Origin of the sequence: Mesorhizobium sp. LNHC229A00 (assembly GCF_000502415.1) — a bacterium.
GTDB lineage: Bacteria > Pseudomonadota > Alphaproteobacteria > Rhizobiales > Rhizobiaceae > Mesorhizobium.
Map to the genome: position 1 here is coordinate 18,903 of NZ_AYWQ01000012.1, position 20,608 is coordinate 39,510.

General features: G+C 60.4%; 14 protein-coding genes and 2 pseudogenes. 11 read left to right on the forward strand and 5 right to left on the reverse strand.

Annotated elements, in window-relative coordinates; all coding sequences use genetic code 11:
- The first annotated feature begins 79 nt into the window (after positions 1-79).
- The 8 genes and pseudogenes from X742_RS148575 to X742_RS01000000170370 all read left to right on the forward strand — a co-directional run bounded on the left by X742_RS148575 (position 80) and on the right by X742_RS01000000170370 (position 10,140).
- Entirely contained in the window at positions 80-910 is an 831-nt protein-coding gene (locus X742_RS148575; protein ID WP_023773634.1) for an aspartyl/asparaginyl beta-hydroxylase domain-containing protein, read from the forward strand.
- Positions 911-1,032: 122 nt separating this feature from the next.
- Positions 1,033-2,847 carry a hypothetical protein gene (locus X742_RS148570; RefSeq protein ID WP_245273952.1) on the forward strand — a complete coding sequence of 605 codons (1,815 nt, stop codon included), beginning with the start codon at positions 1,033-1,035 and terminating at the stop codon, positions 2,845-2,847.
- Positions 2,848-3,007: 160 nt separating this feature from the next.
- Entirely contained in the window at positions 3,008-4,765 is a 1,758-nt protein-coding gene (locus X742_RS148565; protein WP_245273953.1) for a hypothetical protein, read from the forward strand.
- 126 nt (positions 4,766-4,891) lie between these two features.
- Positions 4,892-5,266 (forward strand): fluoride efflux transporter CrcB, encoded by a 375-nt coding sequence (gene crcB / locus X742_RS148560; RefSeq protein WP_023773637.1) that lies wholly within the window; start codon positions 4,892-4,894, stop codon positions 5,264-5,266.
- Between the two features lie 63 nt (positions 5,267-5,329).
- Positions 5,330-6,286, forward strand: a pseudogene (locus tag X742_RS1000000174875) (RluA family pseudouridine synthase); the annotation flags it as partial.
- Positions 6,287-6,325: 39 nt separating this feature from the next.
- The gene (locus X742_RS1000000174880; protein ID WP_023773909.1) at positions 6,326-7,198 is read left to right on the forward strand and encodes a DMT family transporter; all 873 of its coding nucleotides are present in this window, start codon (positions 6,326-6,328) and stop codon (positions 7,196-7,198) included.
- A 12-nt stretch (positions 7,199-7,210) separates the two neighbouring features.
- Positions 7,211-8,002: an ATP12 family chaperone protein gene (locus X742_RS148550; protein ID WP_023773638.1), complete on the forward strand. Its 792-nt coding sequence runs from the start codon at positions 7,211-7,213 to the stop codon at positions 8,000-8,002.
- Positions 8,003-8,180: 178 nt separating this feature from the next.
- Positions 8,181-10,140: pseudogene (locus tag X742_RS01000000170370) on the forward strand (MFS transporter).
- Positions 10,141-10,214: 74 nt separating this feature from the next.
- Here X742_RS01000000170370 and X742_RS148545 read toward each other — a convergent pair.
- Entirely contained in the window at positions 10,215-10,409 is a 195-nt protein-coding gene (locus tag X742_RS148545) for a DUF2735 domain-containing protein (RefSeq protein ID WP_023773639.1), read from the reverse strand.
- Between the two features lie 312 nt (positions 10,410-10,721).
- Here X742_RS148545 and X742_RS148540 point away from each other — a divergent pair, with 312 nt between their 5' ends.
- Positions 10,722-11,762 (forward strand): glutamine synthetase beta-grasp domain-containing protein, encoded by a 1,041-nt coding sequence (locus tag X742_RS148540; protein ID WP_023773640.1) that lies wholly within the window; start codon positions 10,722-10,724, stop codon positions 11,760-11,762.
- A gap of 664 nt (positions 11,763-12,426) precedes the next feature.
- Here the strand turns inward: X742_RS148540 and glnA are convergent.
- Both glnA and X742_RS148525 read right to left on the reverse strand, forming a co-directional pair.
- A complete protein-coding gene (gene glnA, locus X742_RS148530) occupies positions 12,427-13,836 on the reverse strand; it encodes a type I glutamate--ammonia ligase (RefSeq protein ID WP_023773642.1) in 1,410 nt (469 codons plus the stop codon).
- A 66-nt stretch (positions 13,837-13,902) separates the two neighbouring features.
- Complete coding sequence (locus X742_RS148525; RefSeq protein ID WP_006205430.1) at positions 13,903-14,241, reverse strand: P-II family nitrogen regulator; 339 nt, start codon at positions 14,239-14,241, stop codon at positions 13,903-13,905.
- A 357-nt stretch (positions 14,242-14,598) separates the two neighbouring features.
- Between X742_RS148525 and X742_RS148520 the strand changes: the two genes are divergently transcribed.
- A complete protein-coding gene (locus tag X742_RS148520; RefSeq protein ID WP_023773643.1) occupies positions 14,599-16,128 on the forward strand; it encodes a bifunctional ADP-dependent NAD(P)H-hydrate dehydratase/NAD(P)H-hydrate epimerase in 1,530 nt (509 codons plus the stop codon).
- Between the two features lie 34 nt (positions 16,129-16,162).
- Here X742_RS148520 and X742_RS148515 read toward each other — a convergent pair whose 3' ends face one another.
- The gene (locus X742_RS148515; protein ID WP_023773644.1) at positions 16,163-17,695 is read right to left on the reverse strand and encodes an acyl-CoA carboxylase subunit beta; all 1,533 of its coding nucleotides are present in this window, start codon (positions 17,693-17,695) and stop codon (positions 16,163-16,165) included.
- A gap of 409 nt (positions 17,696-18,104) precedes the next feature.
- Here X742_RS148515 and X742_RS148510 point away from each other — a divergent pair, with 409 nt between their 5' ends.
- Positions 18,105-19,526, forward strand: a complete 1,422-nt coding sequence (locus X742_RS148510; protein ID WP_023773645.1) for a DEAD/DEAH box helicase — start codon at positions 18,105-18,107, stop codon at positions 19,524-19,526.
- Between the two features lie 104 nt (positions 19,527-19,630).
- On the opposite strand, the gene X742_RS148505 is transcribed toward X742_RS148510, so the two are convergent.
- Positions 19,631-20,605: an alpha/beta fold hydrolase gene (locus X742_RS148505; protein ID WP_023773646.1), complete on the reverse strand. Its 975-nt coding sequence runs from the start codon at positions 20,603-20,605 to the stop codon at positions 19,631-19,633.
- Positions 20,606-20,608: the final 3 nt, after the last annotated feature.

Genomic DNA, 20,608 nt, shown 5'->3' on the forward strand with positions numbered 1-20,608 from the left:
AAGGCGCACGGTCGGGCGGTGGCCGTTGCCATTATTGGGCACCTCATTCGCAACAGGATCGCGCTTCGCGCGTGGAAAAATGACAAAAACCCTTCGCAAATCCCTTCGCAAATTCGCCATTGCCATCCCTCTTCTCGCCCTTGGCTTCTATTTCATCCCGATCCTAACGACGATCTTCATCGTCTGTGGTCTGATCGACGTGTTGCGCAACGATAGGAAGGATTTGGCGCTGTTCAGCGGCTACTTCCTGGGCAACGGGCTCTTCACCTGGCTGCTGTCCCCCTTCAACCTGCTGGTCGATCTCCTGTGCTACAGAAATCCGGGCGTGTGGAAGCTGGAGCAGTTTCCCGCCGACTATCAGCGTGAGGTCAATGAGGTCCTTGATGTCTTCAAGGCGCGCAAGGATGAGATCATCGCCGACATCGACGCCAATTTCGGCGCCGGCCGGCGCGGCATGTATGTCTACCAGTGGTACGGCAAGCACAGGATCGACAACGTCGAGGAATTCAACAAGGACTTCAAATATATCAAGACGATTGCCGTTTCCGTCTTCAGCAAGCGCGAATCGACCTCCTGGCATTTCGGGCCGCTGCGGCTCAGCCTGCGTATCCTCTACAATCTGATCCCGGTGAAAGCGGAGATTTTCGTCGAATGCGGCAACGTCAAGAACTACTGGTACGACAATCCGCAGTTCATTTTCGACGACACGCTGCTGCATCGTTCGGTCAACGAGTATGATGGCCGCCGCTACTGCGTGTTCATGGATATTATCAGGCCGTCCCCGGTGCCCCGCCTGATCGCTGGCATGCTTGCGGTCGTCTCGGTGAGCGTCGAGCGCATCAACTCGATGTTCTACAAGAACTGGAAGATGATTGGCTCGACCAAACCGAAGAAGATTGGAACGACCTGAGCCGAAATTCGTCAACGCTGCCGGGGATACCGGCAGCGTTCTGACGCCTGCAGGTGTGAGTTCGGCCATTCATTGCAGGGCGCTGATGTCCGGCGGACCTCCTGGAAAGGCGCGCTCCACGCTTGCGGCGTCCGCTTGTTCAAGTATACATCCGTTTCGAGCTCAATATTCATCCTGTGATTCTCATGGGGTGCGCATTTGCCGGAATGGCTCTTGGCTGTGCCAGCGCTTTCCCGTTTGATCGCAACGGTTCTTATCTCTCCCTCTCTTGGCGGCCTCAGGTGACAAGCGACAAGGTCTTCGGATTCTGGACGGCAACCTACATAGCCACCGCATTGCTGGGTGTTGCTGTCTGCGTCGTCTACATAAACCTCGAAGAATCCGTCTACTATTGGGACTTCGCCGCCTATTTCAACACGTTCAACCGGGAGGGCGCGCTCCTGGTCAAGAGCCCTCTGGAATGGCTGAGTCATGTAGGCATCTCCATCGAAAGGGACGACTACAGTGCGGCGATTTTGGTGCCTCTGATGCCGTTTTACCTGGTGTTTGGCGGCTCACGACTTTCCTATATGGCCTCAATAGTCGCAGTCTATTTTGTCCCGACGATTCTTGTCATAGCAAGAATGAGCTACGTTGAAGCGGTCTCCGCGACGTCTCCGTCCCGAGGCTGGTTTGCCGTCTGGATCGCGGTCTTTCTCTACACGCCGTTCTGGGCGGCAACGCTTCGTGGGCTGCCGGACATTGCCGGTTGTTTCGCGCTTGCCGCGGGGACCTGGATTCTTTGGAAGTCGAAGTTCCTGACCCGTGAACCTGTGATCAGCGCAATGAGCGCCGGCGCGTGCCTGTGGTTGGCGTTCATGCTGCGCCGCTGGTACGCCTATAGCGTGATGGGGGTCGCTATTTCCGCGGCTTTCTTTTGTCTGTTGCAGGTTGCCAAGGATCGGGATTTCCCTGCGCTGCGGAAAGCCATGTTGGGGGGCATGTGCGCGCTCGCCGTCATCCTGGGAAGCGCGTGGAATTTTCAGCTTCCGCTGATCGCCAGGATTCTGGGAACCAGCTATGGCGATCTTTACAGCGGGTACAGGACGGATCTCGTCACCCAACTTGGCGAAATGGCCTCCAGGCTCAGTTGCCTGAATTGGCTCTTGGTGCTGGTGGGCCTTTGCTTATCCGTTGCGCGAGGCAACAGGTTTGTCTTGTTCTGCGCTGTCGCCTCGGTACTCACGTTTTTCCTTTTCACCCGAACGCAGGATCCGGAACGGCACCATTCGATGCCGATGTTTCTTTGGCTCTTTCCCGCCTATGGCCAAGCGATCGTTGCAATCGTTTCGGTGTCGGCGCTGAGAGCGCGATGGTCAACCGCCGTCATTGCCGTTGCCGCTGGACTCGCTTTTTTGGGCACCTTTTTTCCGATAGGTCGTCAGCTGCTGTCGCCGGTCAGCGTCGTTTTTGCCAAGGAAGCCACACTCCCCCTGCATCTCGACAATCTTCCCGAATACAGACGGCTTATTGCCGATCTTACAAGCAAAATGGGACCAGAGGATCGGTTTTCCGTCTTTGCGTCGGGCTCGGTCCTGAGCGACTCGCTGCTTTTTGGCATGGACCGAAACCTTCTCCCTTACGTCGGGTGGTCTTGCCAGGTGGATAGTCGCGACCAGTTCGTACCGGAAGCATTGAAATCAAGGTATGCGGTCGTCACCGACCGACCGGTTACTCATTTGCAATGGGGCGCGCAACTGTGCGTCACGATGCCGAACCAATATATATTCGAAGGAAAAGGCATCGGTGCTGCCTATAAGCGCATTGCGGCATATCAGCTGTCCGGCGGTGTTGCCGGCTACCTCTACGAGCGGATGCGCCCGGTCAGCAAAGTGGAAATCGACGCCCTCTACAGCGAGTTCAAGAAGAAATATCCGCATTGGACCGCGCCTGAGTAGTCACCTTGTATCGATTGCATTTCAATGCTGCTCAAGCGACCCCATCCGAGCGCAGGCCACGGCCTTCTCCATATGCGCGTGGCGTGCCTTGCCAATCGCTGTGATCGCTCACAACCGAAATGCGCTGAAGTATGTAGCTTGTCGTTGTTGCGCGAATCTGATGCTTCGTAATCTGCAAGCGGTTTTTTGTTGTACATTAGCGGCGGCAAATATCTTGGCTCGGATTGGTCGGTTTCGCAATTTCGCTTCGGTGACCCAAGTGGAAAATCTCAGGAGCGGTTGGCTTTGGGGCGGGCTTTATATATGCACAGCATTGCTGTGCGTTGCTTTTGTAGCAATATACATAGGTCTGGAAGATCCAGTCTATTATTGGGATTATGACGCCTATTTCAAGGTGTTTAACCAGCAGGGTGATTTCCTGGTTGAGAATCCCGTCCAGTGGCTGCGCCAATTGCGGGCATCTATCCAGAAGGACAGTTACAGTGTGGCGATTTTGGCGCCGCTGATGCCATTCTACACGGTCTTCGGCGGCTCGAGATTTTCATACATCGCTGCGGTTGTTGCGGTTTACCTGGTTCCGACTGCTCTCTTCATAGGTAGAATAAGCTATCTCGAGGCGGTCCCCGCGAAGCGTTCGCCACGAAGCTGGTTTGCCGTTTGGGTTGCGGCCGTTCTCTACACACCATTTTGGGCGGCGACACTTCGCGGGATGCCGGACATTGCCGGTTCCTTGGCGCTAGTCGCGGCAACCTATTTCATTTGGAAATCAAAATTCCTCACGCAGGAGCCGGTGGCCAGCGGAGTACGGGTCGGTGGATATCTGTGGTTGGCGTTCATGCTGCGCCGCTGGTATGCGTATTCCGCCGTGGCGGTCGCAATTTCCGCGGCATTCTTTTTTTTACCGCGGATCGCAATGAACCGGGACTTTCCGGCCCTCTGGAAAGCCGTGTTGGGAGGCTTGTGTGCGGTTCTCGTTGTTGCCGGAGCGGCATGGATTTTCCAGCTGCCCCTGATCCTCGAGATTTTGGGGACCAACTACGGCGAGCTCTACGCCGGATACAAGACGAATTTCCTCTCCCAACTCGAGCAAATTGGATCCAGGCTCAGCTATGCAAACTGGCTATTGATCCTGGTGGGCCTTTATTTCTCTGTTGTACGCGGCAACCGCTTCTCTTTGTTCTGTGCCGTTGCCTCGGCGCTCACCTTTTTTCTGTTTACCCGGACGCAGGATCCGGATCGCCATCATTCGATGCCTATATTTCTTTGGCTTTTTCCTGCCTATGCTCAGGCAATCGTCGCGATCGTTTCGGGGTCAACGCTGAGGGCGCGATGGACGGCAGCTAGTATAGCCGTTGCCGCTGGACTGGCGTTCTTGGGCACCTTCTTGCCGAGCGGTCGACAACTGCTGTCGCCGATCAGCTACGTGTACGCCAGGGAAGCCACGCTTCCTCTTCACCTCGACAATCTGCCTGAATATAAGCGGCTCGCTGATGACCTTCTCGCCAAGATGGAACCCGATGATCGTTTTGCGGTGTTTGCTTCAGGTTCGGTCATGAACGATTGGCTGTTGCTTGGAATGAACCCTGGTTTGTCCTCACACCTGGAGCCGACTTGTCAAGTGGACAGCCGTGATGAATTCGGGCCGAAAGCATTGAAATCTAAATTTATAGTCGTTACCGACCCGCCCGTTACCCACCTGCAGCAGGGCGCGCAGATCTGCGTCACGATGCCAAACCAATATATCCTCGAAGGCAGGGGCATTGGCGCCGCATACAGGCGCCTGGCCTCTTATCAACTCTCCGAGGGGGTCGACGGCTATCTCTATGAGCAGATGCGTCCGGTCAGCAAAGTCGAGGTCGACGCTCTTTATAGTGAATTTCAAAAGAAATACCCAAGCTGGCAACCGCCCCAATGGTGACGTCGGATCGATTGCGTTTCCGGTAGCTGGCCGATGTGAAGTTGCGCGAGTTGCAAGCGCGTTCCGGAGCGCCGTCGCAAACTTGAGGGATTGACGCCGCCACGCGTGCAAAGGCAGTAACGTTCTATGTTCAATCTGCTTCTCGTAGCCGTCGGCGGCGGCATCGGCGCCGGCATCCGCCATCTGACCAGCATGGGCGCGCTGCGCCTCGTCGGTCCCAACTATCCCTGGGGCACGATGGCGATCAACATCGTCGGCTCGTTTGCGATGGGGCTGTTCATCGCCATCCTTGCGCGTCGCGGCGGGTCCAATGAGGTCAGGCTGTTCGTTGCTACCGGCATTCTTGGAGGCTTCACCACCTTCTCCGCCTTTTCGCTCGACTTCGCGGCCCTGTGGGAACGCGGCTCGACACTGCCGGCGTTCGGATATGCGCTTGCCAGCGTCGTTGGCGCGATCATTGCCCTGTTTCTGGGACTTTGGCTCGCAAGAACCGTTTCATAATGTTATTGCCGCGCCAAGCGCAGGCCAAGAGCCCTGCTCGGGAAACGGATAAGCGAAGAAGACATGGCAGGCGTTGAACAGATCACGGTGGAGGCCGGCGAGGCGGGCATGCGGCTCGATCGCTGGTTCAAGACCCATTTCCCGGGCCTTGGCTTCGGCCATCTACAGAAGCTGCTGCGCTCCGGCCAGATCCGCGTCGATGGCGGCCGGGTCAAGGCCGACACCCGCGTCGAGCCAGGGCAGATGGTTCGCGTTCCGCCGCTCGAGGTAGACAAGAAGGGCGAGAGCGCGCTCACCGGCCACTCGATCCGCAACCAGGGCGACGCCGATGTGCTCGCCAAGATGCTGATCCACGAGGATCCCAAGGTCTTCGTCTTCAACAAGCCGGCGGGCCTCGCCGTTCAGGGCGGCTCCGGCGTTACCCGCAATGTCGATGACATGCTGGAAGCATGGCGCAGCCAGAAAGGCGAGAAGCCGCGGCTGGTGCACCGGCTCGACCGCGACACGTCGGGTGTGCTGGTGGTGGCCCGCACGAGGCTGGCCGCGATGAAGCTTTCAGAGGCGTTCCGGGCGCGGGAAACCAAGAAGACCTACTGGGCGCTGGTCAAGGGCGTGCCGCCCAAGCGCGAGGACAAGATCTCGACCTGGCTGATCAAGGAGGCTACGCCGGACGGCGACCGCGTGCGCATCGCCGCGCATGGCGAGAAAGGCGCCGACCACGCCGTGTCCTATTATCGCATCATCGAGCAGGCGGCGCAGACCATGACCTGGCTGGAGATGGAACCCTATACCGGCCGCACACACCAGCTTCGCGTCCATGCCGCCCATATTGGCTGCCCGATCATCGGCGACCCGAAATACTTCGAGGCCGACACCAACTGGGATTTTCCTGGCGGCATTCAAAACCGGCTGCATCTGCACGCGCGCCGCATCATTATCCCGCACCCGGACAAGGGCGTCATCGACGTCACCGCGCCGATGCCGCCGCACATGCGCCAGAGCTGGAACCTGATCGGCTTCGANGCCACCGATGCGCTCGATCGGCGCGACGCGGTCGACATGGCCGCCGCCTCGATCATGGTCGGCCTGACATTCTCCTGGGGACTGAACTACGTCGCCGCCAAGGTCTCTTATGCCGGTTACGACCCCGTCTTCCTCTCGATCGCGCGTTCGGTCATCGGTGGTTTCTGCGTCTTTCTCTGGTGTCGCTGGCGCGGCATTGCGCTGTTCACCAGGGATGGGACATTGCCGGCGGGTATCGCGGTCGGCTTGCTTTTCGGCGTCGAGTTCCTTTGTCTCTACGTTGGCCTGGAGCATACGACCGTGGCGCGCAATACTTTGCTGGTCAACTCAATGCCGTTCTGGATGCTGATCGGCGGCCATTTCCTGCTCGGCGAACAGATCACCGTGCGCAAGTTCCTCGGACTGCTGTTGGCCTTCGCCGGTCTTGCCGCGGTCTTTTCCGATAAGCTCGGCGGTAGCGGAGACATGCTGTTCGGTGATCTCCTGAGCCTCGGTTCGGGGTTGTTCTGGGCCCTGACCAATATCCTAATCAAACGATCGAAACTGGTCGAGGCGAGTGCGGAAAAACTGCTGCTCTATCAACTCGCCGGCGCTGCGATCGTTGGCGTGATGGTGCTGCCTCTTGCCGGCCCGCCGGTGCGCGATCCCTCCCTGTTGCCGACATTGGCGCTGCTTTTCCAGGCGATCTATATCGTCGCCTTCACCTATGTGTTGTGGTTCTGGCTGCTGCGCCGCTATCCGGCCTCGGGCTTGTCCAGCTTCACCTTCCTGTCGCCGGTCTTCGGTGTCTTAAGCGGTGCGATCATCTTGAACGAGCCGCTGACCATTCGCATTTTTCTTGCACTTGGCTTGATTGCGGCCGGCCTGGTCATCGTCAACCGGCCGGCACGCAAGCTGATACCGGTGTAAGAAAGGCACTTCATGCGTGATATCCTCAACGACCTCGAAGCGGGCAAGTATCTTTCCGATCCGGATCCGGTGCGTCGCGCCCAGATTCAGATGAAGACGCCGCTGCCCAAGCGCTTGTATAAGAAGGTCTCGGTCGCGCCGGTGGAAGGTGGCTTTGCCATCCATCTCGACGGCAAGCCGGTGCGCACGCCGGGCAAAGCGCTGCTGGCGCTGCCAACCGAGGCGGCCGCGACGCTGGTTGCCGGCGAGTTCGCGGAACAGGGCGAGACGATCAATCCGATGACGATGCCGGTTATGCGGCTGGTCAACACCGCCATCGATGGCGTGGCCAGCGATCCGCAGGCGGTTCTGGAAGACATTCTGCGGTTTGCCTCGTCGGATCTGCTCTGTTATCGCGCCGATGCCCCGCAAGGGCTGGTCGAGCGGCAGAACGAGCAGTGGGATCCCGTCATCGACTGGGCCCGCGCGGCACTTGGGGCCCGCTTCAACCTTGCCGAGGGCATCATCCATGTCGAGCAACCGCGCGAAACCATTGCGGTGCTGGGCAGCCATCTGGCGCAACGCGCCGAACCGCTGCGCCTTGCCGCCATTCATGTCATGACGTCGTTGACCGGCTCGGCATTGCTGGCCTTGGCGGTCGATTTCGGCGAGCTAGACGGCGAGCAGGCCTGGGCCGCCGGCCATGTCGACGAGGACTGGCAGACCGCACAGTGGGGACAGGACGCCGAAGCCGTCGCGCGCCGCGCCGCTCGCAAACGGGACATGATGGCCGCCGTCGGCTTGCTCGAAGCACTGCGGGCCTGAGCGCTTCGCTCCGCCTTCGCACTGCACCTAATACGAAAGTCATAATCCCATCGTCGCGGTGCCCTTTCCCCGCCCTTTCTGCCATTTTCCCTGTGTTGGCTGCGTCTTTGAGTCCGCGTTCGGAGGAGAACGCGGACGTCGGCGCACAGCATCTAGGTCTCACGGGAGGATAAACCCTATGGCAATGGCATCGACCGCCGGCGGAACGAGCCGCGGCATGACGCGGGAGGAGAAGAAAGTCATCTTCGCTTCCTCGCTGGGCACTGTTTTCGAATGGTACGATTTCTATCTCTACGGCTCACTGGCGGCTTTCATCGGCTCAACCTTTTTCAGTCCGACCATTCCCGAGGCAACGCGTAACATCTTCGCACTGCTGGCCTTTGCCGCAGGCTTTCTGGTTCGCCCGTTCGGCGCGCTGCTGTTCGGTCGCATCGGCGACCTCGTCGGCCGCAAATACACATTCCTGGTCACAATGACGATCATGGGCCTGTCGACCTTCCTGGTCGGTCTGCTCCCCGGCTATGCAACCTTGGGCATCGCGGCTCCGGTGATCCTTATCGTCCTGCGCATGCTGCAGGGTTTGGCGCTGGGCGGCGAATATGGTGGCGCGGCGACCTATGTCGCCGAACATGCACCCGATGACCGCCGTGGCTTCTACACCTCATGGATCCAGACAACAGCGACGCTCGGCCTGTTCCTGTCGCTGATCGTCATCCTGATCGTGCAGGGATCGCTGAGCAAGGAGACCTACGCCGCCTGGGGCTGGCGCATTCCGTTCATCGTCTCTTTCCTGCTACTCGCCGTTTCGATCTGGATCCGGTTGTCACTCTCGGAGTCTCCGACCTTCCAGAAGATGAAGGACGAAGGCAAGGGCTCAAAGGCGCCGCTCTCGGAAGCCTTTGGTCAGTGGAAGAACGCCAAGATCGCGCTCCTGGCGCTGCTCGGCCTCACCGCCGGTCAGGCCGTGGTTTGGTACAATGGCCAGTTCTACGCGCTGTTCTTCCTGCAGAACGTGCTGAAGGTCGACGCGCAGTCGGTCAACATCATGATCGCCATCGCGCTGGCTATCGGCTCGATCTTCTTCGTCGTCTTCGGCTGGCTCTCCGACAAGATCGGCCGCAAGCCGATCATCATGGCTGGTCTTGCGCTGGCTATCGTCTGTACCTTCCCGCTGTTCAAGGCGTTGACCTGGGCCGCCAATCCGGCGCTCGCCAAGGCTCAGCAGAGCACTCGGGCAACGGTGACGGCAGCTCCCGGCGACTGCAAGTTCCAGTTCAATCCGGTGGGCACGGCGAAGTTCACGACGTCCTGCGACATCGCGACTTCGTTCCTGACCAAGAACTCGGTTCCCTATGAAGTGGTGTCGACGGCTGCGGCCGGGACGCCCGCGTCAGTCAAAATCGGTACAGAGACAGTGGCGTCTTACGATGCGGTCGCCGCCGGCGATCAGGCCAAGGCTAAGGAAGCCGCCTTCGTCAAGGCAGTCAACATGTCCTTGCAGGACGGTGGCTATCCGCTGAAGCGAGCGGCGATCAAGGTCGCGGACCAGAAACTCGATGCCTTCATCGCAGCCAATNGGCTATCCGCTGAAGCGAGCGGCGATCAAGGTCGCGGACCAGAAACTCGATGCCTTCATCGCAGCCAATCCTGAACTTAAGCTCGACGCAGCCGCCATCCGCGGCGGCGAGAAGGCAGCGGTTCCGACCGATCAGGCGGTTAAGGACAAGGTCTTGACCGCCGATGAGGCAGCGGGCGCACCCGAGGTCACCGTCTACAACATACCGGGCGGCGGTGCCTTTGCGATGTTCGCCGATCCGGCGGCGGTTAACTGGCCGATGACGATCGGCATCCTGTTCATCCTGGTCCTGTTCGTGACCATGGTCTATGGACCGATCGCGGCGATCCTTGTCGAGATGTTCCCGACTCGCATTCGCTACACGGGCATGTCATTGCCCTACCACATCGGCAATGGCTGGTTCGGCGGCCTGCTGCCGGCGACGGTGTTTGCGCTCAGCGCCTACAAGGGCGATATCTACTATGGCCTTTGGTATCCGGTGGTCATCGCGGCGATGACGCTGATCATCGGCATGATCTTCGTCAAGGACACGCTCGGAACCGACCTGCGCGCCAAGGAATAGTCGGTAGGCCAGAACGAAAAGCCCGGCGCGAGCGATCGCGCCGGGCTTTTTCTTCAAGATCGACGTGGAAGGGTTCAGCTCTTCCGCCGCGGATCTTCTTCCTCAACGGCGGCCTCGTGGTACCAGCCATCGAAATCGGCGTGCTCGCCGCGAAGCGCGGCAAGCTCTGCCGCGAATTTGGCCTTGGCGCTTAAATTTAAGGCAGACCTGCGCGCTGCCAGCGGGAACATCAGGATTTTCGCCGACGGTCGCGATTGCGTGACTTGCATTGCCGGTCTCCCTGCTTTTTCAGAGGCTCATTGATTCAGCTCTCATCAAAATAGGTCCTGCGAGTCATTTAGGCAATATGCCTATGAAAGATCATGATTTGCCTATGATTTAAGCAGTATTGCCGCCTGGATCATCCGCATGCATTGCTGAGGCGGCTCATTAAAATAACTGCCTGGGCATGATCATTTTGCCGCACCCTGCGACAGCCGAGTGGCACACGAATTGCTTTTTATCCATCGGCAGGCCGGCCTGTTTCGGCCATGCATCGACATCCGCCTGCTTGCGGTGTCCAAGCAACGAGAGGCTCTAGAATGACCAAATACAAGCTCGAGTATATCTGGCTCGATGGATACACCCCCGTCCCGAATCTTCGCGGCAAGACGCAGATCAAGGAATTCGCTGAGTTCCCGACGCTCGAGCAACTGCCGCTGTGGGGTTTCGACGGGTCCTCGACGCAGCAGGCCGAGGGCCACAGCTCCGATTGCGTGCTGAAGCCGGTCGCGGTCTATCCCGATCCGGCCCGCACCAACGGCGTGCTCGTCATGTGCGAAGTCATGATGCCCGACGGCGTTACGCCGCATGCATCTAACAAGCGCGCCACCATCCTCGACGACGAAGGCGCCTGGTTCGGCTTCGAGCAGGAGTATTTCTTCTACAAGGACGGCCGTCCGCTCGGCTTCCCCGAGAGCGGCTATCCCGCACCGCAGGGGCCGTACTATACCGGCGTCGGCTATTCGAATGTCGGCTCCGTTGCGCGCCAGATCGTCGAGGAACATCTTGATCTCTGCCTCGCGGCCGGCATCAACCATGAAGGCATCAACGCCGAAGTGGCGAAGGGGCAGTGGGAGTTCCAGATTTTCGGCAAGGGTTCCAAAAAGGCCGCCGACCAGATGTGGATGGCCCGCTATCTGATGCAGCGCTTGACCGAAAAGTACGGCATCGACATCGAATACCACTGCAAGCCCCTCGGCGACACCGACTGGAACGGCTCGGGCATGCATGCCAATTTCTCGACCGCCTATATGCGTGAAGTCGGCGGCAAGGCCTATTTCGAAGCGCTGATGGCGGCTTTCGACAAGAACCTGATGGACCACATCGCCGTCTACGGCCCGGACAACGACAAACGTTTGACCGGCAAGCACGAGACCGCGCCGTGGAACAGGTTCAGCTATGGCATCGCCGATCGCGGCGCCTCGATCCGCGTCCCGCATTCGTTCGTCAAGAACGATTACAAGGGCTATCTGGAAGACCGTCGTCCGAACTCGCAGGGCGACCCCTACCAGATCGCCTCGCAGATCCTGAAGACGATCGCTTCGGTCTCGGCGAGCGCAGAGATTTCTGCCGCCGCATGATCCGTTTTACGGCGCGCATCAATGCGCGGCAGATGGATGTTCTTGCAATACAGGCCTGGGCGGAAGCGCCTGGGCCTTTCTTTTTACCGACCCGACATGACGCCACGCGCGGTCAGCATCTTCACCGACTGCCCCGGAGCGGCGAATTCCCCCAAAAAAAGTCAGGTTGAAAAACAACGAGCGGTTCCACCGAAACGAGGGGCTTTGGTTGACGCTCCTTGCCGCCACTCGTCTCGTGCATTTCCAAGTTTTCATTGAAAAAGCCCGGAAAACAGCCTGTTTCAGCTCGGTCCGTACGCCAGCGATCCTTTATATAAGCCACTGTTCATACATTGAAATCGGCGATTTATGCCTCCGTGTGGCGGCGTTGACAGGCCACGCCGCGGCATGCGTATTCGTGGCCTTGGGGTTACGCCAAGCGATGCTGTTCGAACGGGGCGGGGGTTTCGTGAACGACGGCATTGGCGGGGGCGCCGGACGAGCGGGCATTGCAGCCTGAGGCAGTGTGCCGCTCGCTCCTGGCGATTGATTGCGTCCCCCAAAAAAGGAAGTTGGCCATCGTTGCGTGGCTGGCCGCACGCAATCCATCGATGAGCCTTTTCGGCAAAAAGCCCTTGAAGGGGGAAAACCTTCAAGGGCCTTGAAACATTGTTCGAGCGGATTCCTAGACCGAATAGTACATGTCGTACTCGACCGGATGCGGGGTCATCTCGAAGCGCATCACTTCGGCCATCTTGAGCTCGATATAGCTGTCGATCTGGTCGTCGTCGAAGACGCCGCCGGCCTTCAGGAAGCCGCGGTCCTTGTCGAGGCTCTGGAGCGCTTCGCGCAGCGAACCGCAGACGGTCGGGATCTTCTTCAGTTCCTTCGGCGGCAGGTCGTAGAGATCCTTGTCCATCGGCTGTCCCGGGTGGATCTTGTTCTTGATCCCATCGAGGCCGGCCATCAGCAGCGCCGAGAACGCCAGGTAGGGGTTCGCGCCCGGATCGGGGAAGCGGACCTCGACGCGCTTGGCCTTCGGCGACGAGCCGAACGGGATGCGGCAGGAGGCCGAGCGGTTGCGCGCCGAATAGGCAAGCAGCACCGGCGCTTCATAGCCCGGCACCAGTCGCTTGTAGGAGTTGGTCAGCGGGTTGGTGAAGGCATTGATCGCCTTGGCGTGCTTGATGACACCGCCAATGAAGAACAGGCAGTTTTCCGACAGGCCGGCATATTCATTGCCGGCGAAGGTCGGCTTGCCACCCTTCCAGATCGACATGTGGACGTGCATGCCCGAGCCGTTGTCGCCGAATATCGGCTTCGGCATAAAGGTGGCCGTCTTGCCATAGGCATTGGCGACCTGGTGCACGACGTACTTGTAGATCAGCATCTTGTCGGCGTTGCGGACAAGCGCGTCGAACTTGATGCCGAGCTCGTGCTGGGCGGCGGCGACCTCGTGGTGGTGCTTTTCGACGCGCACGCCCATTTCGGCGAGTACGGTCAGCATTTCGGAGCGCATGTCCTGCGCCGAATCGATCGGCGGCACCGGGAAATAGCCGCCCTTGACTCGCGGACGGTGGCCGAGATTGCCGGTCTCGTAATCGGTGTCGTCGTTCGACGGCAGTTCCGTCGAATCGAGCTTGAAGCCTGTGTTATAGGGATCGGCCTTGTATTTCACGTCGTCGAACACGAAGAACTCGGCTTCCGGGCCGACATAGATGGTGTCGCCGATGCCTTCCGACTTCATGTAGGCCTCGGCTTTCTTGGCGGTGCCGCGCGGGTCGCGGTTGTAGGATTCGCCGGAGACCGGATCGAGAATGTCGCACAGGATGACCATGGTCGACTGCGCGAAGAACGGGTCCATGTGGACGGTGTCCGGGTCGGGCATCAGCACCATGTCGGATTCGTTGATGGCCTTCCAGCCTGCGATCGAGGAGCCGTCGAACATTACACCGTCGGCGAACATGTCTTCCTCGACCTCGACGACATCCATGGTGACGTGCTGCAGCTTGCCCTTCGGGTCGGTGAAGCGCAGGTCGACGAATTTAACGTCGTTGTCCTTGATCTGCTTCATGATGTCTTTGGCTGTCGTCATGTCATGTATCCCTGTGTGCTGACGTTTTTTGATGGATGACGTTTCTTAGAGGACGGCCGGCTCGGATCAAACCGCGTCCATTCCGGTTTCGCCGGTGCGGATGCGCACCACTTCCTCGATGTTGGAGACGAAGATTTTGCCGTCGCCGATGCGGCCGGTCTGGGCCGCCTTGCGGATAGCCTCAATCGCGCCTTCCACGGCATCGTCGCCGAGCACGACCTCGATTTTCACCTTGGGCAGGAAGTCGACGACATATTCAGCGCCGCGGTAGAGTTCGGTATGACCCTTCTGGCGGCCGAAGCCTTTGGCCTCGGTAACGGTAATGCCTTGCAGTCCGGCCTCCTGAAGCGCTTCCTTCACTTCGTCCAGCTTGAATGGCTTGATGATCGCTTCGATCTTTTTCATGTAAAAAGTGGCCTCCACTGCCAAAAAAACGGGTTGTGAGCCCCCGCTTGCGTCTCAATCAAGCACGAACTGTGCCAGTCGCAGGGAACAGAAGCGGTGTCATACGATTTCAAAGTCATGTCACCCCCGGATGCAAATTCGCGTCATTCGCTGCATCGGAAGCGGCATGGATGGCTGCAGCCTACCCGGCACGACTGTGCATGTCTGCCCAATATTCGGGCAAATTGCTCATCCTGCGGGCAGATCCGTGCTTGCAATCCTCGCGCCGGTCGACGTGGTCATGACAGCGCCAACTCCTCCCCGTTTGCGTCGAGCCGAAAACTGGACAATGCTTGATCGAATGCGGATCGGCAATCCATGAGCCACGAACTTCTTACGTCCGCCGAGATGGGCGAGGCGGATCGGCTGACAATTGCAGCAGGTCCAATCGACGGCATTGGATTGATGCGCCGTGCCGGGCAGGCCGTCGCGACCGAAGTGCTCAGCCGCTATCCCTCCGCGGCGCATGTCCATGTGTTATGCGGCCCGGGCAACAATGGCGGCGACGGTTATGTCGTCGCTCGCATTCTGGCTGGCAGCGGTGTCGCCACCACGGTCTGGACGTCTGGCCCGCCGAGGCCGGATAGCGACGCGGCACTCGCCGCCGCGGAATGCCCCATCAAACCCCGGCCGCTATCGGACTTTGATGCCGGTCCCTGCTCGATCGTGGTCGATGCGCTTTATGGGGCAGGGCTGTCCAAGCCGCTGTCCGGCGAAGCCGCCAGGGCGGTCGATCTGGCCGCCAAGCTGCATTTGCCGGTTGTCGCGGTCGACCTGCCTTCCGGCATTTCAGGTGACAGCGGCAAGGTGCTCGGCACGTCCTTTTCGGCGGACCTCACCGTGACCTTCGCGCGCAAGAAGCCAGGCCATCTGCTCCTGCCCGGCCGGGAGCGATGCGGCGAGGTCGTGCTTGCCGGTATCGGAATCGGCGATGACGTGATTGCAAGGCTCCAGCCCCAGACCTTCGAGAACGGACCGGCACTCTGGTCGCGCGGTTTGCCGGTGCCGGCCGTCGACGCTCATAAATACAAGCGCGGCCATGTCGGCGTCTTTTCCGGCGGGCCGAGCGCCACCGGCGCGGCGCGGCTCTCAGCGCTAGCCGCTGCCCGAAGCGGGGCAGGGGCGGTGACGGTTCTGTCGCCGGGCAACGCCATGCAGGTCAATGCCGCGCACCTGACCTCGATCATGCTGCGCAAGGCCGACGATGCTGCCGACATTGAAGCATTCGTCGGGGAGCGCCGGCTATCGGCTTTTGTTCTCGGACCCGGCTTTGGCATCGGCGAAAAAACCCGGGCGTTCGCACTTGTGCTACTCGCGTCGGGCAAGCCGGCGGCCGCGTCCACCGGAATTGGCGGCCTGGTCTTCGACGCCGACGCGATCACCTCGTTTCGTGAGGCGCCGGATATCTTGTTCGAAGCCGCCCGCGGGCCGGGCGCGCCCGCGCTGGTGATGACACCGCACGAAGGCGAGTTCGCCAGGCTGTTTGCTGACATCGCCGATGACAATGTCTCGTCCAAGCTGGACAAGGCACGCGCGGCGGCCGCGCGCGCCAATGCCGTCATCGTCTACAAGGGCGCCGACACGGTGATCGCCGCTCCCGATGGCAGGGCGGCGATCAATTCCAACGGCGCGGCCTGGCTTGCCACCGCAGGATCGGGCGATGTGTTGTCCGGCATCACGGCCGGCCTGCTTGCCCAAGGCATGCTGGCTTTCGAAGCAGCCTGCGCGGCGGTCTGGATCCATGCCGAGGCCGGCAGTCGGTTCGGACCGGGGTTGATCGCCGAGGATTTGCCGCTGGCGATAGTGCCGGTGCTGCGCGACCTGGTGGCTGCCGGAGGCGGGCGCTGATCAACCACATTTGAGCGATGACCGCGACACCCGTTCACAGCGGGATATTGTCGTGCTTCTTCCAGGGGTTCTGCATATCCTTGTTGCGCAGCATGCGTAGCGCGCGCGCTACGCGGCGGCGGGTCGAATGCGGCATGATCACCTCGTCGACATAGCCGCGCTCGGCGGCCACGAAAGGCGACAGGAAGCGGTCCTCGTAAGCCTTTGTATGGGCCGCGATCTTTTCGGCATCGCCGATGTCTTTGCGGTAGATGATCTCGACCGCGCCTCTCGCCCCCATGACGGCGATCTGCGCCGTCGGCCAGGCATAGTTCATGTCGCCGCGCAGATGTTTTGACGCCATCACATCATAGGCGCCGCCATAGGCTTTGCGGGTGATGACGGTGATCTTCGGCACGGTCGCCTCGGCATAGGCGAAAAGCAGCTTGGCGCCGTGCTTGATCAGCCCGCCATATTCCTGCGCCGTGCCCGGCAAAAAGCCTGGAACATCGACGAAGGTGACGATGGGAATAGAAAAACAGTCGCAGAAGCGCACGAAGCGCGCCGCCTTGCGGCTGGCGTCGGAATCGAGCACGCCGGCCAGCACCATCGGCTGGTTGGCGACAAAGCCGACGGTTCGGCCTTCGACTCGGCCGAAACCGGTGACGATGTTCTTGGCGAAACTCTGCTGGATCTCGAAGAAGTCGCCCTCGTCGGCGACCTTCAGGATCAATTCCTTGATGTCGTAGGGCTTGTTGGCGTTGTCGGGGATCAGCCGGTCGAGCGACATGTCATGGTCGGTGACCGACTGGTAGCATTCGATCTCGGGGATCTCCGACGTGTTGGAAGCTGGTAACAGGTCGATCAGCCGCCGCATCTGCAAGAGCGCCTCGACGTCATTGTCATAGGCGCCGTCGGCGATCGAGGACTTCGTCGTGTGCACCGACGCGCCGCCGAGGCTCTCGGCGGTCACCGTCTCATTGGTCACGGTCTTCACCACGTCCGGCCCGGTGACGAACATGTAGGAGGTGTCGCGCACCATGAAGATGAAGTCGGTCATGGCGGGCGAATAGACGTCACCGCCGGCGCACGGCCCCATGATCACAGAAATCTGCGGTATAACGCCGGACGCAAGCACGTTGCGCTGAAAAATCTCGGCATAGCCGCCGAGGGCTGCGACGCCCTCCTGGATACGCGCCCCGCCGGCGTCGTAGAGGCCGATGATTGGCGCACGGTTGCGCAGCGCCATCTCCTGCACCTTGATGACCTTCTCGGCATGGGCTTCCGACAGCGAACCGCCGAACACGGTGAAATCCTTGGCGAAGAGATAAACCGGGCGGCCATTGATCGTACCCCAGCCGGTGACGACGCCGTCGCCGGCGATCTTTGTCTTCTCCATGCCGAAATCGGTCGAGCGGTGCTCGACATACATGTCGAATTCTTCGAACGAGCCTTCGTCGAGAAACACCTCGATGCGTTCGCGCGCGGTGAGCTTGCCCTTCTTGTGCTGCGCATCGATACGGGCTTGGCCGCCACCCATCCGGGCGATGTCGCGCCGTCGCTCGAGTTCCTTCAGCACGTCCTTCATCGTTCGGTCCCCACAATCGGAAGCTGCGTTTGTGGTAATGATGCCAGTCGGGGAGTGCAAGCGTCGGCTTTTGGTTGGTTTTTGCTGCACCGCAGCATCGCGCCTCTTGCATTCCGGGGCGAACTCAGCCATATGCAGCCCATAGGCGCTTGGGCCGGGAGATTCCGGCCTTCTCGACAAATGAGACTGGTTGCGTCTGTTTTCCCTCTTTCCGGTATATCGGCCCCTCTTCCGGTACATCACAAAGTGGCGAAAAAGCCCCGTGGCATGATGCCTTCGGGCACGACAGCGCAGCCGAGTGGACGCCCGCGTCCGCCCGCCTTGTCGTTTCATATCAAATTTTCGACGGCAGGTTGCGCCCTGCCGCCATTGACGTTTGCGGCCAGAGGCCGCGTGAAAGAAGATTATTTTGACCAATGAAAACACATTGCCCGGCAACGACACCGCGGAACTCTCCGGGTTCGCGGCGCTGGGAATTACTGGTGCGCTGCTCAAGGCCACCCACAATGCCGGCTTCGCCGAACCGAAGCCGATCCAGATGCAGGCGATCCCGCCGCAGCTGGAAGGCCGTGACATTTTCGGCATCGCCCAGACCGGCTCCGGCAAGACCGCTGCCTTCGCGCTGCCGATCCTGTCGAAGATCATCGCACTCGGCACCAAGCGGCGCGCCAAGACGACCCGCGCGCTGATCCTGGCGCCGACCCGCGAACTCGCGGTGCAGATCGAGGACACCATCAAGATCCTCGCCAAGGGCGCGCATGTCTCGACGGCACTCGTGCTGGGCGGTGTCTCGCGCTTCAGCCAGGTGAAGAAGGTTGCTCCCGGCGTCGATATCCTCATCGCCACCCCGGGCCGGTTGACCGACCTGGTGCGCGAGGGCGACCTCATCCTCTCCGACACCAAATGGCTGGTGCTGGATGAGGGCGACCGCATGCTCGACATGGGCTTCATCAACGACGTCAAGCGCATCGCCAAGGCGACCGCGCCCGACCGCCAGACGGCGCTGTTCTCGGCCACCATGCCGGACGAGATCGCCGAACTCGCCAAGGGCCTCCTGAAGAACCCGGTCCGCATCGAGGTCTCGCCGCAAAGCACCGCGGCCGCCGAGATCGTGCAGGGCGTCGTCTTCGCCCGCACCAAGCAGAAGCGCCAGGTGCTGTCGACGATGCTCGCCGACGAAGCGATGAAGTCCGTCATCATCTTTTCGCGCACCAAGCATGGCGCGGACCGGGTGACCAAGGACCTCGAGCGCGACGGCTTCAAGGCCGCCGTCATTCACGGCAACAAATCGCAGAATGCCCGTCAGAAGGCACTGAACGATTTCCGTGATGGATCGGTGCGCATTCTGGTCGCGACCGACATCGCCGCGCGGGGCATCGACGTGCCCGGCATCAGCCATGTCGTGAATTTCGACCTGCCGGACGAAGCCGAAAGCTATGTCCACCGCATCGGCCGCACCGGCCGCAATGGTATGGATGGCATCGCGCTCACGCTTTGCGATCCTTCGGAGAATAGCAAGCTGCGCCAGGTCGAGCGCATCATCCGCACCAAGCTGCCAATCGTTGCCGACCATCTCGGCAGCCCCGATCCGGCACGCAATCCGGCGGAAAAGAACGAGCGCTTCGAACCCGCCAACGATCGCGACCGCAATGGCCGTCGCGATGGCAGGCGGCCGGGCGGCGAGAAGAAGCCGAATAGCGGTTTCAGCAAGAAGCGTTTTGGCGACAAGCCGGCCTTTGCCGGTGAGCGCAAGCCGGAAGGTGCAAAACCCTTCAAGGGCAACAACAAGCGCCGCTTCGGCGGCAAGCGTCCGGCGGCACGGGCTGCCTAACGAACCCCTGCGGTAACCGGCCAGTTCTCGGCGGTTGCCTCGTGCCGACTACAAATAAAACGGCGGCTGAGCATTGCTTCAGCCGTCGTTTTTGTCTTCGACCCTTACTTCGCCACTGCTTGGATCCAGACGGCAATCCGTTGCGCCAGGAATCCGGTGGTGGATGGCGACAGCGCGTCGCCGGCAATGACATGGTTGTCTGGATCGCCAGTGCTTTCGATGGGCACCAGCTCATGCGGGGCACCCCAGCGCGCGGCGATCTCACGCGTGCGGTCGGGTCGCACGACCTTGTCTATATCCGAGAAGATGAACAGGGCGGGAATGGTCGCCTTCTCCACCGGCGCGCCATAGGCAAGGTCGGTCAGCGCCTGCATGGGCATCGTCGCGGCGATCGGATATCTGGTGGTCCAGAATTTCTCATGCAGCGCGTTGCGTGGCGCGAAGCTACGTTCCTTGCCGGCGACGAGTTCGGCGATCTGCTTGCCCCAGGGCATGGTCAGGATCTCGGCGCCGGATGCTTTCACGCCGAAATTGGGCGAGATGAATGCAATGGCCGCCACACCCTCGGATGCCCCGGGCTGCGTCGCCGCCCAGGCCGCCAGCGAGCCGCCGGTCGATGTCGAGATGACGATCACCTTGTCGCCGATTGCCCGGCCGATGGCGAGCGCCTCCTCATAGTCGTTGATCCAGGCATTGACGCTGCCTTGCGTCATCGCCGCGCCGTCCTGCCCGTGGCCGGTGAGGCGAGTGTAGAACAGGTTGGCGTCGAGCTGGTCGGCCACGTCGTCGGGCAAGGGCCGGATCTCGCCCTTCGATGCGGAAAAGCCGTGGATGTAGACGATCGATAGCGGCGTCTTTGCATGCACCATCGGGTCGGCCCAGACGATCTCCTTCTCCAGCCCATCACGGATACCGGGTATGGCTGCCTCCACTTTTGCCACATAGGCTTGCGGGTCGTCGCCAATGGCGGAAGGATCGAAGCGGATCGTGGTATCGACGGGTACGCGTGGACCCAATAGGAAGGTCAGTGCAAGGATGGCGATCAGGCCCAGCACAGCAAGCACGATCCGTCGCCCCATCGC